This is a genomic window from Streptococcus suis, from assembly GCF_046032515.1.
GTDB classification, from domain to species: Bacteria; Bacillota; Bacilli; order Lactobacillales; family Streptococcaceae; genus Streptococcus; species Streptococcus suis_AL.
On the sequence record NZ_JARQPJ010000023.1, the window covers coordinates 1 to 20,342 of the forward strand.

Annotated in this window: 18 protein-coding genes and 1 pseudogene; all 19 read right to left on the reverse strand. The window is 36.6% G+C overall.

Annotated features, from left to right (window positions below):
• On the reverse strand, positions 1 to 1,179 hold a 1,179-nt coding region (locus tag P7J49_RS09425; RefSeq protein WP_408570530.1), incomplete at its 3' end, for a site-specific DNA-methyltransferase.
• Positions 1,151 to 1,579, reverse strand: coding sequence for a helix-turn-helix domain-containing protein (locus P7J49_RS09430; protein ID WP_408570531.1), 429 nt, complete (start codon positions 1,577 to 1,579; stop codon positions 1,151 to 1,153). The genes P7J49_RS09425 and P7J49_RS09430, both read right to left, overlap by 29 nt.
• 358 nt (positions 1,580 to 1,937) lie before the next feature.
• Complete coding sequence (locus P7J49_RS09435) at positions 1,938 to 2,276, reverse strand: HNH endonuclease (RefSeq protein ID WP_408570532.1); 339 nt, start codon at positions 2,274 to 2,276, stop codon at positions 1,938 to 1,940.
• 24 nt (positions 2,277 to 2,300) lie between these two features.
• Positions 2,301 to 2,672 (reverse strand): hypothetical protein, encoded by a 372-nt coding sequence (locus tag P7J49_RS09440; protein WP_408570533.1) that lies wholly within the window; start codon positions 2,670 to 2,672, stop codon positions 2,301 to 2,303.
• A gap of 118 nt (positions 2,673 to 2,790) precedes the next feature.
• Positions 2,791 to 3,630 (reverse strand): AbaSI family restriction endonuclease, encoded by an 840-nt coding sequence (locus P7J49_RS09445; RefSeq protein ID WP_125183313.1) that lies wholly within the window; start codon positions 3,628 to 3,630, stop codon positions 2,791 to 2,793.
• A gap of 16 nt (positions 3,631 to 3,646) precedes the next feature.
• Positions 3,647 to 7,624: an ATP-dependent helicase gene (locus P7J49_RS09450; RefSeq protein WP_408570534.1), complete on the reverse strand. Its 3,978-nt coding sequence runs from the start codon at positions 7,622 to 7,624 to the stop codon at positions 3,647 to 3,649.
• Between the two features lie 15 nt (positions 7,625 to 7,639).
• Positions 7,640 to 8,647 (reverse strand): hypothetical protein, encoded by a 1,008-nt coding sequence (locus tag P7J49_RS09455; protein ID WP_408570535.1) that lies wholly within the window; start codon positions 8,645 to 8,647, stop codon positions 7,640 to 7,642.
• Positions 8,637 to 8,882 (reverse strand): hypothetical protein, encoded by a 246-nt coding sequence (locus P7J49_RS09460; RefSeq protein WP_024380470.1) that lies wholly within the window; start codon positions 8,880 to 8,882, stop codon positions 8,637 to 8,639. The genes P7J49_RS09455 and P7J49_RS09460 overlap by 11 nt, the downstream gene beginning before the upstream one ends.
• A 36-nt stretch (positions 8,883 to 8,918) precedes the next feature.
• Complete coding sequence (locus P7J49_RS09465) at positions 8,919 to 9,098, reverse strand: hypothetical protein (protein ID WP_024380471.1); 180 nt, start codon at positions 9,096 to 9,098, stop codon at positions 8,919 to 8,921.
• A 45-nt stretch (positions 9,099 to 9,143) separates the two neighbouring features.
• Positions 9,144 to 9,683: a hypothetical protein gene (locus tag P7J49_RS09470; protein WP_024380472.1), complete on the reverse strand. Its 540-nt coding sequence runs from the start codon at positions 9,681 to 9,683 to the stop codon at positions 9,144 to 9,146.
• 15 nt (positions 9,684 to 9,698) lie between these two features.
• A complete protein-coding gene (locus P7J49_RS09475) occupies positions 9,699 to 12,347 on the reverse strand; it encodes an AAA family ATPase (RefSeq protein WP_408570536.1) in 2,649 nt (882 codons plus the stop codon).
• Positions 12,348 to 12,418: 71 nt separating this feature from the next.
• A pseudogene (locus tag P7J49_RS09480) lies at positions 12,419 to 13,369 on the reverse strand (helix-turn-helix transcriptional regulator).
• Positions 13,370 to 13,955: 586 nt separating this feature from the next.
• A complete protein-coding gene (locus tag P7J49_RS09485; protein WP_170240186.1) occupies positions 13,956 to 14,831 on the reverse strand; it encodes a GyrI-like domain-containing protein in 876 nt (291 codons plus the stop codon).
• A gap of 356 nt (positions 14,832 to 15,187) precedes the next feature.
• Positions 15,188 to 16,480, reverse strand: coding sequence for a recombinase family protein (locus tag P7J49_RS09490; protein ID WP_408570545.1), 1,293 nt, complete (start codon positions 16,478 to 16,480; stop codon positions 15,188 to 15,190).
• The gene (locus tag P7J49_RS09495; RefSeq protein WP_408570537.1) at positions 16,443 to 17,684 is read right to left on the reverse strand and encodes a recombinase family protein; all 1,242 of its coding nucleotides are present in this window, start codon (positions 17,682 to 17,684) and stop codon (positions 16,443 to 16,445) included. Before P7J49_RS09495 ends, P7J49_RS09490 begins: the two co-directional genes overlap by 38 nt.
• A 222-nt stretch (positions 17,685 to 17,906) precedes the next feature.
• Positions 17,907 to 19,376, reverse strand: a complete 1,470-nt coding sequence (locus P7J49_RS09500) for a LysM peptidoglycan-binding domain-containing protein (protein WP_253216091.1) — start codon at positions 19,374 to 19,376, stop codon at positions 17,907 to 17,909.
• Positions 19,377 to 19,382: 6 nt separating this feature from the next.
• Positions 19,383 to 19,778 carry a holin family protein gene (locus tag P7J49_RS09505; protein WP_018374757.1) on the reverse strand — a complete coding sequence of 132 codons (396 nt, stop codon included), beginning with the start codon at positions 19,776 to 19,778 and terminating at the stop codon, positions 19,383 to 19,385.
• Positions 19,756 to 20,124: a hypothetical protein gene (locus tag P7J49_RS09510; protein ID WP_024407620.1), complete on the reverse strand. Its 369-nt coding sequence runs from the start codon at positions 20,122 to 20,124 to the stop codon at positions 19,756 to 19,758. Before P7J49_RS09510 ends, P7J49_RS09505 begins: the two co-directional genes overlap by 23 nt.
• A 5-nt stretch (positions 20,125 to 20,129) precedes the next feature.
• Complete coding sequence (locus P7J49_RS09515; RefSeq protein ID WP_002943561.1) at positions 20,130 to 20,336, reverse strand: hypothetical protein; 207 nt, start codon at positions 20,334 to 20,336, stop codon at positions 20,130 to 20,132.
• Positions 20,337 to 20,342 lie beyond the last annotated feature (6 nt).

Below are 20,342 nucleotides of genomic sequence, written 5' to 3' on the forward strand. Positions count from 1 at the left end.
ATTTCCTGTTGACTCTATATAACGTTTGACAATGACATCCACAAACTTCTCATCCAACTCAATGCCGTAACAAACCCTTCCAGTTTGGTCTGCGGCAATTAGGGTCGAACCAGAACCAAGGAATGGATCTAGGACAAGCGTTCCTCGCATCGATGAATTTTGAATAGGATAGGCCATCAGAGGAATTGGTTTCATCGTTGGGTGGTCTTTACTGGATTTAGGGCGGTCATATTCCCAAATGGTCGTCTGTTTACGGTCACTAAACCATTGATGTTTTCCCTTTTGTTTCCAGCCAAAGAGACATGGTTCATGTTGCCACTGGTATGGACTACGTCCAAGCACTAATGAGTTCTTCTTCCAAATGCAACATCCACTGAGATAAAAACCAGCATCCTTAAATGCCTTACGGAAGTTCAATCCTTCTGTATCCGCATGAAATACATAGATAGAGGCATCAGATTCTATATGTTTTTCTACCTGAGTGAACATGTCAAAAAGAAACTGGTAAAATTCACTATCTGGCATATTATCATTGAGAATCTTTCCAGCTGTTTCTTCTACATCAACATTATAGGGAGGGTCTGTCACAACCAAATTTGCCTTTTTATCACCTAACAGTTTGTCATATATTTCGGCTTTCGTAGAGTCTCCACAAATCACTCGATGCTTACCAAGTTGCCAAATATCTCCTTGTTTTGAAAAGGTGGTTTTCTTCAATTCCTCTTCAACATCAAAGTCATCATCTGATAGGTCTTTATCATGGACATTTGATAGGATGTCATCAATTTCTGGTGGTTCAAAACCAGTCAGGTCGAGATTGAAATCCGATTCCTGTAAATCCAAAAGCAAGTCCGCCAAAAGCTGGTCATCCCATTGTCCGGTGATTTTGTTAAGGGCGATGTTTAATGCCTTTTCATCTTCCTTTGATAAATCGACAATGACACATTTGGCGGTTTCATAGTCTAAGTCCTTCAATACAGTCAATCGTTGATGACCACCAATTACCGTAAGGTCTTTATTGACAATGATAGGGTCAACATAGCCAAACTTGAGTAGGCTTTGCTTAATCTTTTCATACTCCTTGTCACCCTTTTTGAGTTTTTTTCGAGGATTGTAAGAGGCTGGGTGTAGTTCAGACAATCGAATTTCTCTAATTTCCATTGTTGGTTGACTTGTCATTGGTTTCTCCTTTATAAAAGCGTGATTGAATGTAACACGAATGGCTACAAAATTTTCTATTTGGATTGGCATAAGATAAAAATGACCTGCCACATTGTTGGCAAGTCAAATCTTCATATGCAGTTTTTGATTTATCGTGTTCGTCAGAATGAGTTGTCCACCAAACCTTACGACACTTATCCGAACAGAACTTCTTTGGTCTTCCAGTTTTTTGGATTGATAGTAGCTGATAACACTGTGGGCAGCGAAGTCCATCATTCTGGTCGGCTTTTGCCATCTGCTTTGTAGCAGCACCATGACCAAGCAATGCTGGATTTCGTTTACAGTATTTCTTAACTGAATCTCTAGATAGACCTGTAGCCCTGCCGATTAAGCCATAGCCAAGACCTTCTGCTCGCATTTTCCAGATTTGTTTGCGTTAACTTTCGTCCATTTGTTTTCCTTTCCATCAAAAAAGGACTAAAAACAACTATTTTCTACATTGTTTCTAGCCTTTTTCACTATTTTATTACCAAAATGACATACTTTGGAACGCTACATCCCCACATTAGAAATGTGATAACGGTGGGAACGAACGTAATAATTGAGCGATTTTAATGTACCCGCTTGCGAATTTTGCGAAATTGCACATTTGAGGGGGCGTCGGTCTTAGTCTCCCAAGGGTTTAGAGATTTCATCCGCCCTCCCCCAATGAGTGAATAATGAGATACTTTTGTAACAAAACTCCAAGACTAAAATCGATACGTATACTCCACATATCAGTCAGTCGTCTTGGTCTTCCTATCATGACAAGACTTACAAAGTGCTTGCCAGTTAGATTGATTCCAAAAGAGTTCTTGGTCTCCTCGATGGGGTGTGATATGGTCAACCACTGTTGCCTTGGTCAATCGACCTTTGACTTTGCATTGAACACAGAGAGGATGAACTTTTAAGTAACGAAGTCGTTCTTTGTTCCACTGGGCATTGTATCCTTTGGCTTTGGTTGACTTGGTATCCAGTTGGTAGTTTGCTTTATGGTTGTCACAATACTTGTGACCATAAGGTACTAGGTTAGGACAACCATTTTGTTTACAAGGTGTGCTTGGTCTTCTTGGCATTTTCCCTCCAAAGAAAAAGCACAATTATTCTAGGTAATTGTACTTTACTAATCTATTTATTGCCCTACAAAACAACGTCCATTCTCTTGGAAAATTATTGTCGCCCGAGCAATTGTAAGTTCTTCCATTCATGACAAATGATACATTCCACTGAGTACCATCTAAAATCTCAATCTCATTTGAATAATATTCCTTCCATTCAGACAGTTTCACACGTTTTAATTGATTTAAGAAGAAAAATAATCGGAGATTGGAGATTGTTTTTATCTCTGCTTCTGTCTCAGGAAATTTTTGGATACTTACCAATTTTTCTTCTACGTTTATGTCAATTGAAATCATCGGCAACATAAAACTAAAAAGTGATACGGTTATAGAGGATACTTGAGGATTGGGCATATGAACACTCCTTTACTCTCTCAATTATATCACTATTTCTCCCAAGGAAGATAGGCTTTTGTGAAATGCCCAATTTAAAACGAACCAATTCAGGTCCGTTTGGTTCGTTTTTTATCTGCTATAAGTAGTCACTTAAAAAAATTTTAGAAGAAATACGTTCATATTCAATTGTATCCTCAGTGTGTTTTATACAGCGATAAACACCTTTAAAGGTATAATAGATATTCCCAAGAACATCTTTTTGATGAGCAAAAACAATTGAATCTTTAATTGCACTTACCTTCATTTTACTATCGACTCTGGCGACTCTGGATTGGAAAATCTTAGTACCATCCTCTGAAAGTGAATTTTTCCAATCACCATTGTCATACAGTTTTGGAAACCATACCTGAATAGAATTATTCAGTGGCGACGTTCCTCTCTGATGTTGATCGAGATCTTTTCCAAATAATTTTAGCACGTCTACATGTGTTTTAAACTTTGCATTATCATCAACAGAAATAGTTCCAAGTTTCTTCCACTTTTCAACTGAGAATTCTTCCGCATACGAATATGGTACAAAATCTTGCTTAGTATTTTTCAATTCTCTAATATGATTTACCAAGTTATCGATGTCTTCATGAACAGTTTCTAAACTAGACTCATTACTACAATCTATTCTTTTAAAATCTACATTAGCGTAAGCAACAACTTCACGTTCTCGCAATTGATCATTCTCAATTTGAGATTTATGGTATTCTTCATCAACTTCAACAGCTAATCTAAATTGAGGAAAATAGAGATCAATCAAATAGCGTTTCCCGTCAGACTTTCTAACTACCTGCTGGGTAGTAAATTGAATCTCACTATCATTCAAAAGATGAATAATCCTAGAAACTACATAAAATTCATACTTTTTATAATGTAACTTTGACAATAATTTAGCATAATATGTCAATTCATCTATCGTTCTAGCCATAGTAACTCCTGTTGATTTAATTTTTTAATTGCTTAAAATCTACATACTCTCCTAGTTTACAGAAATCACAGTCTTCCTTACCACAGTGCCCTGTAAAATCAAATGTTCTCACTTGTTGCCAAAAGGCTTGGATTTGTTGTTTCACAGTTGTGATATCATCAAGTGCAACTTCCACATCATGAATTGAATAACCGGTTTCCTGAGAATCATCGTCTAAAAAGATATATCGAGTTTCAATCGTTTTCCCATCCGTATCAATATTTGGACTTTCCTCAAGTAGGATATTGTAATAGACTGCCTGACGCCAATAATTGCCACCTACTGCAAGTTCTTCAATACCGCGTTGCGCAGAACCAGTTTTATAGTCTACAACACGAACAGTGTCACCATCAAATTCAAGTTTATCTATGATACCATTGATTGGAAGATTATCGTCAAGAGTGACATGGATTTCCTCTTCAAGTTTCACATCTTTACAGCTATCGGGTATATAGCTTTCAAATAGATTCTTGATAAGTTTGTGACCACACTCTTTCATTTCTTTGGTACTCATCGTATCAATGATCTCAGCTTCATGAATAGACAGTGATTTATCAAAGGCAGCAATTGCTCCATCTGTCTGGAGATTTTCTTTATAGATTTTCTCCATAGTCTCGTGCATTACTGTCCCAAACACAGGACCAGTTGGTGCATGATTCACTTCAACTTTACTTACATACTCTTTAGCAGCTGGTTTCAACCCTGCTACTCCTGTCAACTTCAAGACATTGTCAAAGTAGAAACTATTAGAACAGTTCAAGAATCGATTTAGGGTACTGACACTAAGACTCTTGAATGATTTAACTGCTTGTTGGTAACTTGCTACCTCGATAGCCCGACTGTTGTCAAGTAACGGTTCAGCATTAAGGGTAGCTTGGACGCAGTAGTCACATGGATAAATGGTTAACCCATTTGGTTTCTTTTTCTCCTCGAAAATACCACAACCACAAGTGAAGTTACCAGCTTGAATCTGAAGTAAGGCGCCTTTTATTTGCTCCAAAACAACATTGATATCTTCTTCCGTAATCTCAATTTCTGAGGTGAATGAGAAACCTTTTGGATCAGTTTCATCTTCGACAAACACATACTGTACACGAACTTGTTTATCAAATAAATCAATATCAGAATTTGTGACTAAGATGTAGTAGAACACTGCCTGTCGCCAGTAATCTTCTCCCTCAAGTGATTTATCTCCAGGAACTTCTAACTTCTTAGCAGCATTTTTAGCACTTCCTGTCTTGTAGTCAATCACACGGATAATATCACCGTCAATTTCAATTTTATCAATCTTACCATTGATTGTAAAATCAGCGACTTCCGATAAATCAACAGTTGTGTTCTTAATATCTCCGAATTTAATATCTTGAATATTTTTTTCAACAGCTACCTTACCTGGTTTGAGATAATCTGCAGCGTTGTAAAAATTGTCAATGATTGAAAGACCACGTGCATAATCATCCTTACGCGCACGTTCAGTTGGCAACTTCCAAGATTCACGTTCAAAGATTTCTTCAAAACGTTTCACTATTTCATCTTTAGGTAAAATTGATTTTGAAGTTAATTCTTGAGAGTCATCTTTATCTGATACATAAATGCCTTCTAAGGTTTCATGAACAATACTTCCAAATGTCATCGCTTCATTCCCTTCAGAAGGAAGTCTCAGAACTTTATTGAAGTAAAAGCTAAGTGGACATTTCAGAAAACTATTCAAAGTACTAACGCTCAAACTAAAATCAGCGACAACTTCCTTGAGGGTTTCCTCAGCTAGAGACGGAGCTCTTACTGATTGGTTGCTTAATTCTGCAAATTCCTCGTTGGAACTATTTTCTTTATAGTGACCGTGGAATTCATCAATAAAGTGTGTTTTATCGTTCTCACCATTATAAGTTAGACGGAGTTCTTTTTTGGCTCTAGTCATTGCTACATAGAAAAGGCGACGTTCTTCCTGTAATTTAAGTTCTGACTCATTGTCCTCTTTACCATTCAAATTTGGCGGATAAGAGAAACTTCCTGAGTTATTTTCACCTCCTGGCCACTTCACTCCCCTCTTACCATCATTACACTTAACCATAAAGACATAGTCAAACTCTAACCCCTTTGAGCCGTGAGCCGTCATTAAGTTAACACAATTCTCAGGACTTGTTTCAATTTCGTTGATTGGAATCTCAATTTTCATCGCTTTTAAGCCAACGATACAATCAAGGAAATCTGTCAAACTAAACTCAGATTTGATAAATACTTCATTCAACATCAATTCATACAAAGCCGTTAAAACAGATACCAAGTGATACTTCTCTGGTGATTGCATGATGTAGGTATCAATCTCAAAAGTTTTTACAATCTGTTGCAAGACATACATCGGTGAATGATATTGTTTCGAGTTTAATATCTTGTGTCGAAGTTTTTCGATTTCCTTATCCAATTTAATAACTATATCCGATCTTACTTCTTCAATATTCTTAGCATTACGCATTTCAACTAAGTCTGTAATAGGCACACCAAAGAAATCAAAGTAAAGAAGTTTACGGAGTTCTCTTAAATCACGATTAGTTCCACTAAGATACTGAAGAACAGCGTGTAGTTTTTTGAAGAATGGATCGTCAAACAAAACTTCTTCAATTTTGATATGGACCGGGACACCATTTTCCCTGAATAGTTTTGCAAGTTTCTTACCATAGGCATTACGACCATAAATGATACCAATTTCTGAAGGTGTTACATCATTATCGATTAGTTCCTTGACGCCATTTAAGACACCAACCATCTCCGAGTACTCTGTTTCATATTTTGTCAGAGTAGGAGGTTTTGTAGCATAATCTTTATTTTTACCAGCAGCATGAAGGTGTTTTTCTCTTCTAGGATTATGGCTAATCAATTGTTTCGCAGCATCAATTATAGCTTGCGAAGAACGGTAGTTTTCTTCTAAGATAATCTCTACTGGATGATACTTATTCCCAAAATCCTCAATGTTTGTTGCACTGACACCTTGGAATCGGTAGATACTTTGATCATCATCTCCCACTACAAAGATATTCGGCTTGTCTTTACCTACGACCAACAGATCTACCAATTCATTCTGAATGACAGACGTATCTTGGAACTCATCCACAAAAAGATATTTAATGCCACCTGCCACTACCCGTTGGAATTCCGGGTTCTGTTCCAACAAACCTTTAGTCCACAAAATCATATCGTCAAAATCAAAATAATTTTTTTCAGATAATTTTTCACGATATTTTTCGATAATTTCAGCGCCATTGATTACTTTATCAAATTTTGATTTTTCTTTTTCAAAATCAGGTTTTAAATCACCAGCTTGATAGACGACCCCAGTATTTTTATTTGTAGTCTTTCTAGCGTATCGAAATTTCTTGTACAGTTCATCTCCTGGTGCTGCAAATTCGATAGTTTTCAAATATTCGTCAACTTCACCTTTAATATCAGCTTTCTCTAATAGCTGACGTTTCATTCGTGACAATAGGTCAAGAAGCTGGTCTTTTGATGAATACCTATCACCTGAATTCTTATAAAGTGCATCACCTTCTTGAATATATTCATCCATAACTTCTTTAAGGATTTCAAATTGAACAGCGGTAGAGATTATTTTAGGCTGATTTTCAAAATAATCTGGATTGGCAAGAATTATGGCACTACAGAAAGCATGTATAGTTGAAACACGAACATTTCTCCCACGTTCACCAAGTAGATTTTCTAGGCGGTCGAGCATCTCTGTCGCCCCCGCTTCAGTATAGGTCAAGCACACAATCTCTTCAGGATTTGTATCGTAGTTTAACAAGATATTGGCTACACGACGAGAGAGAATCTGGGTCTTACCTGTACCAGGACCGGCAATAACCATAACAGGTCCCTCCACTGTTTCAACGGCCTCTTTTTGCTTAGCATTTAGTTTCAAAAACTCTTCTTCGTATACTTTTTTAAAATCAATCGTTGTCATATCACTTATACTCTTTTATTTAACACTAGATGGAATGCCCCATAGATCCTCAAAGAAGTTTTCAACTGTGTCAGTTCGAACATTAGTTGATGTTCCCTTAAAGAATGGTTTTACATTACCATTTGAGAGGTATTTCGATGAGCCTGATTTCTTTGATAGAACTGTTATCTGTTTATTTTCCAATACATGAATTACTTCAAAATATTTGTTTAAAAAATTATTTCGGAATTCCTTGTTATTCTTTCTCAAAAACAAAAAGAGTTTTTCTGAAGACCTTATGGCATAGGTTAGCAAGCATACCATCCAGATTTGACTTGGCAATATTTTTTTTAATTGAAAATATTGTTTCAGCGGTTTAGAGATAGGGTAGTCTTTCTGCCAGACAGTTTCTTTTTCAGATGCATAAGGAAAAAATTCCCAAAGAGCTACGGGCGTAACTTTGTCCTTTTTACAAATCATTTCGGAGTGAATTTTTTTGAAGGTATGATCATTTTGCATTTTAGCATAGAAAATACTGCTGTCACCGTAATAATAAGCATTTTTGAGGATTGAACGATTTGCATCAAACGGTTCTTTGTAAACAGTATTTTCTAACCCATACGAATCATGCTTGGAGGACATTTTAGGATTAATCCCTAACAAAATAACTCGTGGATTAATAAAATTGCCATCAAAAGCATGTTCAAAATCTTTAAATCTATCTTGTACAATCGTTTTGGCGTCCTTTTTTTCTGATTGTTCAAGACTTTCAATATTCTCAATCAACAGGGGAGCTAGAATATCACAATCTGTACCAGCCAAACTATTAAATTCATACTCACCTTCAAAATAGCCAGACTTTTTCCATGGGTTTGAATCCTCAATCCGTATTCGTAGATTATCGCGATCAAAAACATCTCCATTCACCAAGTCATGAAAAATCGCTAAATACTCATCATAGTGGACGGCAGCTTTTTCATAGTCTTCAACCGATATGTGAAATAAATCTTTATAGTTTTCCTTCAACACCATTTTAATCGCCATTTCCATTTTCCATTACCATATTTGTCAAATACGTTTTAGCTTCATCATCTAAAGAAATCACATGTGAATACTCTAAGTTGGCATCTGTCCAACCTATCGATTTTCCTCTCATCAATGTTTGTATATCTTTTATAGTCAAATTAAACGAAGTTCCTCCATAATACTTTCTATGAAACTCATTTATTGCTTCTTGATTATCTAGCTCAAATATTTCAAAATCTGTTTGTACAACCATATAAATTCATTCCTCGCTATCTATTCTTTTTCTTGTTCAAGCTAATTTGATAAGTTGTGAATAATCATTTATCATCACTGATAAACGATTTAAATCTTCTCCACTTAACGTCATTAACTGCTCAATCGTCAATGATACAAATTCACCAACATAAATAGTTTTAATAATCTCTTCACAATTTTTACCTATATTCTTTTTATTGCTTTCTGTTTCCAAATTAAATTCTCCAAATAAATTATAACAAAAATTTGAATATTTATTTCACTCTTGATAAATTTTAAAGTCACACCTCTTCGTTTCAATAACGCGTAAAGCTGACTTGACTATATGAAATTCATCGATTAACGATTGCAAGAGTAAGTAATTCTTCTCTGTCAATCGACCATTCATTAGTTTATGACATAGCTTATAAAAAACATCAATATGTTCCTCCACACTCAGTAACATTTCTTGACTGTCTTTTAACCTATATTTGTGTGCTAGTTTTTTTGCTTCCTCCATGAATAAATCTACATTGTTTTCATGAATAGTAACTTTTTTTCCTCCATTTAAAATATCATTTGCTTCATAGCAAGTGACAAACGTTAACTCTAGTGTATTGCAAACAAAAATGATACCATCATCTGATATATATTTTTTCATTTCAGGTTGAGTACCTGACTCAGTCGAGTATAGGGTAAGACTACCACGTTGCCTTCCTACCCATTTGGCAAGTTTTTCATTTTCAACTCCGAATCTCTCTAAAGCTCTTTTAGCAAAATGTTCTGTCCAAGTATAGTCAGGTGCATAAGAAAGTCCCATAGTATCCCTCCTTTTTTAAGTATCTTTGCTCTTTATAACTTTGAATATTAATTTGTCAGCCTTTGCACCAACTACCATCTTATCGCCTTTATCAACAAGACCTTTTATGATTTTCTCTGACAGTGGAGTTTCAACTAATTTTGAGATACCACGTCGAATTGGTCGAGCCCCATTTGTTGGATCGTAAGTCAACTTTGCAATCAAATTGACTGCTGCTTTGGTAAATTCAAGCTCATAATTCTGTTCTTTTATGAGTTCAATCTCTTTGTTTAGCAACAACTTTGTGATCTGCAATAGTGACTTTTCAGTAAATGGCTTAAATGTTACAATCTCATCGATTCGATTTAAGAGCTCTGGTCTAAAAAACTGTTGCACTGCATCCAAGGTGTGTTCACGAACACTTTCTGCCTCAAGTTCTGATGATTGAGTGCGACCAAATCCTACTAGCTTATCTCGCTTCAAGGCGTTTAAGCCTAGATTTGATGTCAAAATAATTAGGGTATTTGAAAAATCAACTTTTCGGCCATTACTATCCGTCAAATGACCATCATCAAATACTTGTAGCATTAAGTCGAACACCTTTGGGTGGGCCTTCTCTATCTCATCAAACAATACTACGGCATTAGGATTGGATTGAACAGCTGAAGTTAATAGTCCGCCTTGTCCATAGCCAACATACCCAGGAGGCGCTCCAATGAGTTTTGCGACTTCATGCTCTTGCTGATACTCAGACATATCAATTCTTACCAAGTCAGCACTGTCTCCAGTTAATTGTTCAGAGAGAACTTTTGCCGTTTCCGTTTTCCCAACTCCACTGGTACCAAGAAAAAGAAAGACACCAATTGGTCGCTTAGGATTTCTGAAACCAGTTTTGGAACGAATAACCGCTTCGGCAACTGCATCCGTTGCTTCAGTTTGTCCAATGACCTTCTCAGCAAGTGTTTCTTTCAGTTTTGAGAGACGCAAACGCTCTTGCTCTTCCGCACTTTTACCAACCTTCATATCCTCAATTTTGACATTTTTAGATGCCTTCTGTTCAACAACCTTTTTGATGATTTCCTCAGTGATTTTCAAATCATAAATATGAGAAGTCAAGTCATTCCTTGACTGCTGAAATTTACCAGTCAAATTGTTTAATTCTTGACGAATTAGATTGACTTCTTCTTCGTTATACTCAATTGATTGAGCTAATTCGAGCTTTTCTTTTAATTGACCGACTTGCGTTTGATAGTCTTCTAGCAATTCAACGCCCTGTTCTGCTTCAATTCGCACCAACGCACCAGCATTGTCGATTACCGTAAACGCTGAATCAGGCAGTTTACCTTTTGATAAATATTTTTTTGCCAGTCGCACAGCTAATTCAATACTATCACCTTCAAAATTTACTCGGTGGAAATTCTCATATGCTGGAGCTACTTTTTTGACAATCTTAATGGCGTCATCAATATTTGGCTCATCAACTATAATTTGTTCAAAACGACGGACAAGAGCTGAGTCACTTGCTATATATAATCCCCATTCCCTTGTTGTAGTTGCGCCAATAATTCGAAAATCACCTCGAGCCATAATTGGTTTAAAGGCATCTGTTAATGCTTTATCACGACCCAGAATATGAATCTCATCAACAAATAAGATGACATCTTTCTCTCGCTTTATTTCCTCAATGAAGCGTAAAATTCCTCTGTTATAGTCTCCATTCAATACAGAATATAAGTCATTTAGACTGAATTGTAAAATACGTTTTCCTTTTAACGAGGCAACTTCACTGTTAGCAATTCGCATTGCAATTCCGTCAACAATAGCAGATTTCCCCACACCACCATCACCCAGTAGAACGACATTGTTTTTATCACGTCTGGTAAGGGCAATTTCAACCTTACGAATTTCCTGATCTCTACCAACTACTTCCATTAACTCACCATTTTTAGCCATAAGTGTGATGTCAGTAGCAATGTCTTGTAGTAATGAATAGTTTGGATCAGACAGTTTGCTCGTAATTCTAGCTGCTTTTTTACTTTGTTCAGCACGTTCTTGCTCTGCTTTACCATCAACAAAATTTCTAATTCCAATGCGTACAGATGTGAAAATAGCATCTAATTTATCATGACAATATCTAGGATCACCAGTTAAGAGGTGTTGCTTATAGATAATATGGTTAGCATTTGTTTCTGACATTTGACTGATACCTACTAATAACCAGTACGAATCAATGACCCCATCTGGCGAATTTTGTTGGCGCATTTCTTCAGCAAAGTCAAATATCTTCTTCACATACTCAGAAATAGGGAATTTATCACATTCTACGAAGAAATTTAGTGATACAGGTTTTTCAATAATTTCTACTGGATAATTAATAATTTTATTTCTTATCTTTTGTTTTTTTCTATAGCTATCAAATTCATCATCGATATTTGAGTCTAATTGACTTCTTTCTTCAACCAAAACGCTATTTTTAAGTTCTGTTTGGAGCTTAGTCCTCGTCAATGAATGATATCCTAATGCATAACCCATACCAGTATCTGCCACAGATAAAATTGCCATCAATATATCTTGCGATTCAATGATTTTATAATCTTTTGTTGGAATAATCTCTTGTAATTTAAACAGTGCTTCTTTTAGTTGACGACTAACTTTGTATGATATAGTTGTTTGTTTCTGCAGCATTTCTATAGCTCCCTTTCTTTTGATAAGTCCATTATAGAAAAACACATGGACATGAGATGTCCATGTGTTAATTAAAAATAATTATTTAACATTTTTTCTAAAGTTTCTTTGATATCATCAGCAAAGGACTGAGGAGATAGGACTGTTAATCCATCTAGCTGACTTATAATGTACCTCTTTAGTCCCAAAGTGTTTTGACTTTCAATAGAAATTTCACAACTATCTTCATCAGATTTAATCACTTTCGCCTTTGGAAATTTGTCTAAAATAATATTGGGATCATTTGTATAGCGAATTTTAAATGTTATTGACTTACCTGAGAACGCATCTACTTTAAAATTACGGTGTTCTCCATCTTTATATAAATCTCGGTACTCAATTCTAGGTTACTCAACTATTGAGTCTTTCCAAGTTATTACCCTATCAAGTCTAAAATCTCTATAATCTTGATTTTCAATATCATAAGCCTTTAAATAAAAATAGTGATCATCATAATATAATGCAACAACCAAAGCATTATGTTTTTTCTCAACTTTTCTATAAGGAGAAAGATAATTGAATTCCACCATTTGCTCCTTTCGAATATACTCCGAAAAAGTCCACACCTTATCAATACGATGCTGTTGGTCTGTTAATGGAGCATAGTTGAGTTTTTCTGATGCAATAATCCTTTCAATTTCTTTCTGATCATTTTTAGAAAGTAATGATAAGAGTCCATCTAATAGTGCATCATTTTCTTCTTTGTTTAGTGCCCTATTTTCTAGCAAAATCTTTGAAATGACCAAGATTTCTTTTTTATTGAACCGTGATTTTTTCTTAAGATTTCTTTTATAAGTAGAATGCATGTATTCTAGCTCACCAATGAAAAATGGCTGTGACTCAACGAAACTATCCAAAAAAGAGAAATCTCTTTGAATCGTTTTTTCACTGACTTCATATTCTTCAGCTAACTCAGCTTTGGTCAAGTACTCTCCAGCTTGAAGACGTAAAAATATTGTTAACAGTCGTTCTGCACCACCCATTGTATAATTCCCTTCTAAAAAATTCTATATTTATTATATCATGATTGAAATCAATTTTTTAGATATAAACTATCTAATAATTTGAACAGTTCAAACGATTATAGAATTTCAGTCAAAATCCTAAATCTGTCAATGAATAGCTTGCTCTACTTCCTTATCCACTTAGTTTATGTTTATATAAAAATGACTTTTATTCGTATATTTGTATCAATCAACTTCTACTGACTTCCACAGCCAAAACCTTGCTTGAAATTCATCTATACGGTGGGTACGTTTCTATTCCCAAAAACTCCTTGTCAATGGAAACAAACACGTACCCACAGGGTAAATGGAAATAGAAACTGATAATTTCTAGCTATCACTTCTACCCACTCCAAAAATTTACTCACTCTGATACTACCCCACCTCAATACAAAAAGCCCTGCAATCAAGGCTTTTACGAGCAGTGCGACACACTCCACGTGTGATGAGAGCTTTCTTCTATACTAATAGACGAAAGGGATTGAAAGAGATTTTGGATTTATACTGTGGAACGATACTATATTTCCCAAAATGGCAGTACAATGCTTGTAAAGTTCTATGTTTTTCATATTTTTTTAGCTTTAGTTATCGGAATCCAAAGTTCCATTTTATAATCTTTACTATTCATATCACCTTCATAATAATATTCAAAGTCAGGTTTTCCTGAATGAACATAACCATGCTCAGGGAAGAAAACTTCCATCGCATATTTCCATCCGTTATGAATACAATCCGGAACAGATCCTATTAATTCTACAACAGCATACTCTGCTTCTTCCACTTCCAAAACATCTAAGCCTATGCTTCTTGCTTTATCCACATTATTCACAATATAGCCTGCCAAATAGTTAATTGTATTCGATTCTAAAACATCATGATTATCAAGGTCTAAAATATCATGACAAACGCCTACACTTTGACCGCCTCCCAAAGTTGCAAGCTGATCATGGCTATATTTTTCATACAGCTTACCCCAGACACTCGGACATAATGATGAATTGATGTTTTGTTCATTGATCCCTGCAACTGTAAATGCTTTTTTCTTTTGAATTGTAATATTCATACTTCTTCCTCCTCTTACACTAAGTGCTAATTGCACTCGTGAAACTAATTTGAACGGTTTCCCATTTCTCACCTCTGAAGGAGTAAATCCATGAAAATTCTTAAAAGCTGTTCCAAACGAATCTGATGACTCATATCCAAATTTGAAGGCAACATCAATAATCTTTTCATCAGTATCTCTTAAGATAACGGCTGCTTCCGTCAATCTTCTGCTTCTTAAATACTCTGAGAGCGTTGTTTCGGTCAGAATAGAAAATAAGCGACTGAACATTGAATAAGAGTATCCTGATAATTGAGTTACTTTCTTTTCATCAATTTCATCATCAAGAACTGTTTCAAGATAATCAATCGTATTGTTAAACGACTTGATAATATTCACTTCGATTCCCCCTTTTCTTTCGGTTTATTTTAGTATAGAGGAAGATTTCTTTTCCTACCCTACAATATCCGTACAAGTTTTATAGGTTTTATCTCTTAGAAACTTATAGTTTGCTAAGTTCGATAAACTTAGATTTTTCATAGTCCTATTTCAGCGTAAATTTTCTCTATGAATGGTGCTTTATAAGCAATATAATATTTCGTCGTTCATCACTGTTTTATTCATTATTTATCATCCTAACTGTAAAATTTTGTCGATAACGATTTGATACTGTTCATTCATCATTTTACCACAAAATCGCAAAAAAGGCTGTAACCACAATGGTTTCCCACTGTCGTTACAGCCTTTCATCTACTCTATAATTCTACCTCAGTTCCTTCCAGGAAGCGAACCGTGATTTCTCCATCAAGCCCAATACTGATATGGTCTAGCACTCGGCACATATCTGAAGGCTTGAAATCAATCTGCTCCTGTCTCAGAAGCTCATTCAATGCCATGCTGTAGTGCTTGTCAAGCAGTCGATTCTCTGCTAAGATTTTCTCCCACTTGTCATCAAGCAAATCAATGTTCTCGCTCAGTAGCTCTAATGCCTTTAGGAAAATCTGCTCAAGTGTCGCTTCATCCAAATGGCTACTGTAACACCCTTCCACTCCCTTAATGCGATAGCGGTTGTTACATTGCCAAACTTTACGTTTCCCTCGGCTGGTTGCCCAATTCTTTCGTCCAAAAGCAGATCCGCAAGCTCCGCAGAACACCTTGGTGGTAAAGGGGTTATCCTTACTCTGCATGATATAGGATTTGAGTTGATGCTCATCTCGGTAGGTTTTGCGTCTAGCCATTTCCAGTTGAACAGTCTTCCAAGTCTCCTCGTCAATAATAGCTTCATGGCTATTTTCTACATAGTATTGGTTAACTTGACCGTCATTTTGAACTCGTTTCTTAGTCAGAAAATCAACGGTAAAAGTCTTTTGCAATAAGGCATCACCCTTGTACTTTTCATTTTGAAGCATTTTCTGTATAGCACTTGGATACCAATTTGCTTTTCCAGTCCAACCAGGTATTTCATTATCATTTAAATACTTTGCTATGGACTCAGGACTATACCCCTCTAAGAATTTCTCGTAAATGGATTTAACTGTTTCAGCTTGCTGAGGGTTAATGATAAGCCTACCATTCTCATCCTTGTCATAACCCATGAACTTTGTGGTATTCACGCGCACCTCACCGCGTTCAAACTTCTTACGAATTCCCCATGTCGCATTCTCTGAAATGGAACGTGACTCATCCTGTGCCAAGGAAGAAAGGATTGTCAGGAGAACTTCACCTTTGGAATCTAGGCTGTCAATATTCTCCTTCTCAAAAGTCACGCCAACACCCAGTTCTTTCAGCTCTCGGACATACTTGATACAATCAAGGGTGTTTCTGGCAAACCGACTGATCGACTTGACCAAAATCCTATCCACCTTACCTGCCCTACAATCTTGTATCAAGCGGTTAAAGGCATCACGTTTTTTGGTATTGGTTGCTGAAATGCCCTCATCCGCATAGATGTCAACTAACTCATAGTCCTCGTGTTTGGAGATATACTCTCGGTAATAATTAACTTGGTTTTCATAACTTGATAGTTGTTCTTCTTGGTCGGTGGACACTCGACAATATGCGGCTACTTTGATTTTCTTCCTGACCTGATGAAGAACGCTGGTCTGCACTTTCTTGGCCGGAATAACTGTAATACTTTTCCCCATTTCCATCCCTTTCTATTACTGTAACTGGTGAGGTTATCACCCAATTTGAAATATCTACTTCTGGCACTCGCATCCCCTGACAGGCTACTTTTCCCTCTTTTATATATTTGGAACAGCACCAAACAATTTTTTTCTTATAGGAAACTTGTCTCTTTAAAGTCGAGCCACAATGCTGACACTTTAACAACCCAGTAAATTTATAGGTTTTGTTTCTACCTTTTTGCCATCTTCTACTATTTAACTTATCTTGGACTTTTTGCCAATCTTCTTTTGAAATAATGGCGTCATGATTATCTTCTATCAAGTATTGTTCAAGTTCTCCTTGGTTCAATTTTTTAGGACCATTCACACCATCATGGAAATACTTCTGCAATAAGACTGAACCGTTGTATTTTTCATTGCTTAACATTTGACGAATTGTGGTGTCATGCCATTTAGCTCCTGTAACCGTCGCAACTCCCTTTTCATTTAACAGTTTGGCAATACGATGAGTACCATACCCTTCAAGGTAAAGTGCAAATATTTTCCTGACTATCAAAGCTTCTTCTGGATTGATAATCAACTCACCATTCTCGTCTAAATCGTATCCTAAGAATCGCTTGGTGTTAATGACCAGCTCTCCTCGTTGGAATTTCTTCTGAAAAGCCCAACGTTGATTGCCACTCATACTCCTTAACTCGTCCTCTGCAATACTAGCTAATACTGAAAGCATCACTTCCCCCTCACTTGAAAGGGTATGAATGTTTTGTTCCTCAAAGAATATGTCTACTCCTATTGCCTTCAGTTCACGACTAATTTCAAGAACTGTAACCGTATTTCTGGCAAAGCGGGCAATTGACTTGGTATGAATAACATCAATCTTACCTCTACGACAATCTTCAATCATAGCTTGAAAATTTGGACGATTATCCTTAGAACCAGATATACCTCTGTCATGATAAACACCCATAAAATCAATATCATCTCTATTGGAATACAGTTTTTCAAAATACTGCTTCTGATTTTCTAATGAATCTAACTGAGTTCCATTGGTCGTCGAAACTCGAATGTAAGCACAGACCCTCTTCTTATGTTTTTGTTTATTGACTCTAATCTTCTTTACGGACATTTACTCTCCTTCCTATGTAGTGGCACACTATATATCACTCTAAAAAGGATATTAGTCAAGTTATCAGACCAACTAATTCGACCTGATAAATTTATGCCACAGTTCAAGGAATACAAATATTCCTCCTACCTTACTAGGTAGGTTTTGGAGTAATTTTTCCGCACTTATTAAAAAAAAGGCAAAAAAATAAAGCCTGATGTTTCCACCAGGCTAATTACTTAATTATGATATTCTAAACCAACCTACAACCTTACCGAGTTTAACTGTTCCAGTTGAATCGTAGAGTGAACCATCCGCCATCCATTGACGTTTCACACGACGAGTGATACCACCGCCACCAATTTCCAATTGGTCATTGATACCGTTCTTATTATGGTCAGAATACCCATCAATATTCTGTTCCACACCATCAATACTTTTTCCATCTGAATCCGTCACACAGACACCAATGTGACCATATACCAAACCATCCGTCTGAATGACATAAAAATCACCTGCTTTAGGATTCACACCCCAAGCATCGTAGATTACTTGGAAACCATTTGATTTTGCTTTCTTCAAACAATCAATGGCATTAGTATAGGACATATTCTTATCCGTAAGTTCTTGAACAATCTTATCCACCAAAGCAACACACTGTCCACCATAAGGGTTTGAAGGAACGGTCACCTTTTGACCGACCTTAGATAATGCTGACGCAACCACACGGCTTGCAACACTGGTTGGAATAGCGGTTGTTGTCATTGAAGCTGCGTTGACCTTTAGAGTTTGTCCAACTCTTAAAATATCCGTCTTCTTCAGGCCATTAACCGCTAGAAGAGCATCAACTGTTAAACCAAACTTCCGAGCGATTCCATAATACGTATCGCCTTTCTGTGCTTGATAGGTCTGCTCACTATGGCCTTTAGTTGTTCCTTCTACATCCTGCTCAAGCACCCATGACTTGATTCCATCAAGTAGATAAGCTCTCTTACTGTTGGACTGGTGAACATTTTTTACTTGGAGGATTTTGTAGGTGCGCCCCTTGACCCAGTTGGCGATTTTCCGACCAGTCTGATAATGAGTCGCATGAGGCAACACCCTAAGACTATCACCAACAAGATAGATTGGTTTTGAAGGAGCCCCTGAACTCCCAACGGTTGAACTGGGGGTCGAGGGAACTATGATCTTGACTTCAACTCCTGTTATAGCTGATACAAGACCTTTCGCAATGTCCTCTTTCTTGTTCTCATAAATCGCCATATCTTGCTCATTATCGATGAAGGCAATCTCCACCAAACGATAGGTGTATCCACGACTTGCTGCTTGGTTGGCATTATAGAGCCAATCTACCTTCTTAATACCACGATTTTGGAAATAACGTGAAAGAAGAGATAGAATGGCCATATCTTCCTTATCTGCTTCTAAGGAAGATTGAATCAAGACTTCTGTTCCTTTGGCACTACCATTAAAGGCATTGAAGTGCAATTCAGTAATCGAGTCGTATCCCTTACCAATACTAGTAATACTCCGATAATCATAAACATTTTGCTCGGTAATAAAATCAATCTGTTGTCCACTGTACTTAGACATTAACTTGGCTAATTCTCGAACCTTTCCAGCTTCTGTAATACCTAGTTTGGCATTCACAGCTCCAGGATCATAGCCTGTTCGCCCTTGCCCATGACCACAAATGACTAGATGTTTTCCCATATCTTCTCACCTCTCGTTGATTTGTTTTAAGATTGCTTGTAGTTTCTCAGGTATTGGTAGACCAATTCGAACGGTATTTTCTAAAATACTTAACCCCTCATTACTGAGATAAAAGAAAATGACCATGGTTCGAATCGTTCCACCCTGCTTGATAATAGCTGTATCAATCAGATGACCTAGTGATACTAAAAATAAAATGGCTATCTTTTTAAAGATGCCACGAAAACCGATACTACTCGACAACTGTTTTTCTACAATTGCTGCAAAAATTCCTGTTAGATAGTCAATAATAATGAAGACAAGTAGGGCATATAGGATCCCATCCAACTCTCCAAATAGACTACCAATCAAGCCACCAATCATGGAAAATAAAATCTTATTAAGAGTTAACAGTTCCTTCATCGGTCACCTCACTTTCTACTGAACCTTCCTGCACAATGGTAGGGTCTGACCAATCCGGTTGACCGTTCTCATCAAACCGCATCAGATAAAAACATTCATGGAATAAATCAGAAAGGTTCAGAGTTAATGTCGTACTACCCCACTGATTAAAAGCCCAAACTGTTTCTGTTGTAACCAACTGCCGCTTCCCATTTTTAATGGCAGGTCGCCTTACTTCTTCAAGATACATGTAAAAATCCTGCTCTGCTGTCTTACAACGAATGAACTCTCCATTCTTACGCATGTAAGCGAGAGCTGTCTCCAAATCAAATGGTTCTGTTACTTTGTCAATATTGAGAAGTGCCATGATAACTATTCTCCTTTCCCTTCTTCAGGTTTTGTCTGAACTTCTAATAGCTCAGTCAATTCCTGTTTTTCTTTACGCAATAGGCTAAGTTCCTCATCCCTTTCCACCAATTGAATGGCAATGAGGTTCTTAGCGGTGATTTCATCAGATAGCTTGGTGACAAGCTCCTGGATAGTTAGTTTTAATGATTGATTGATTTGTTCTAGATTCATCTGTGA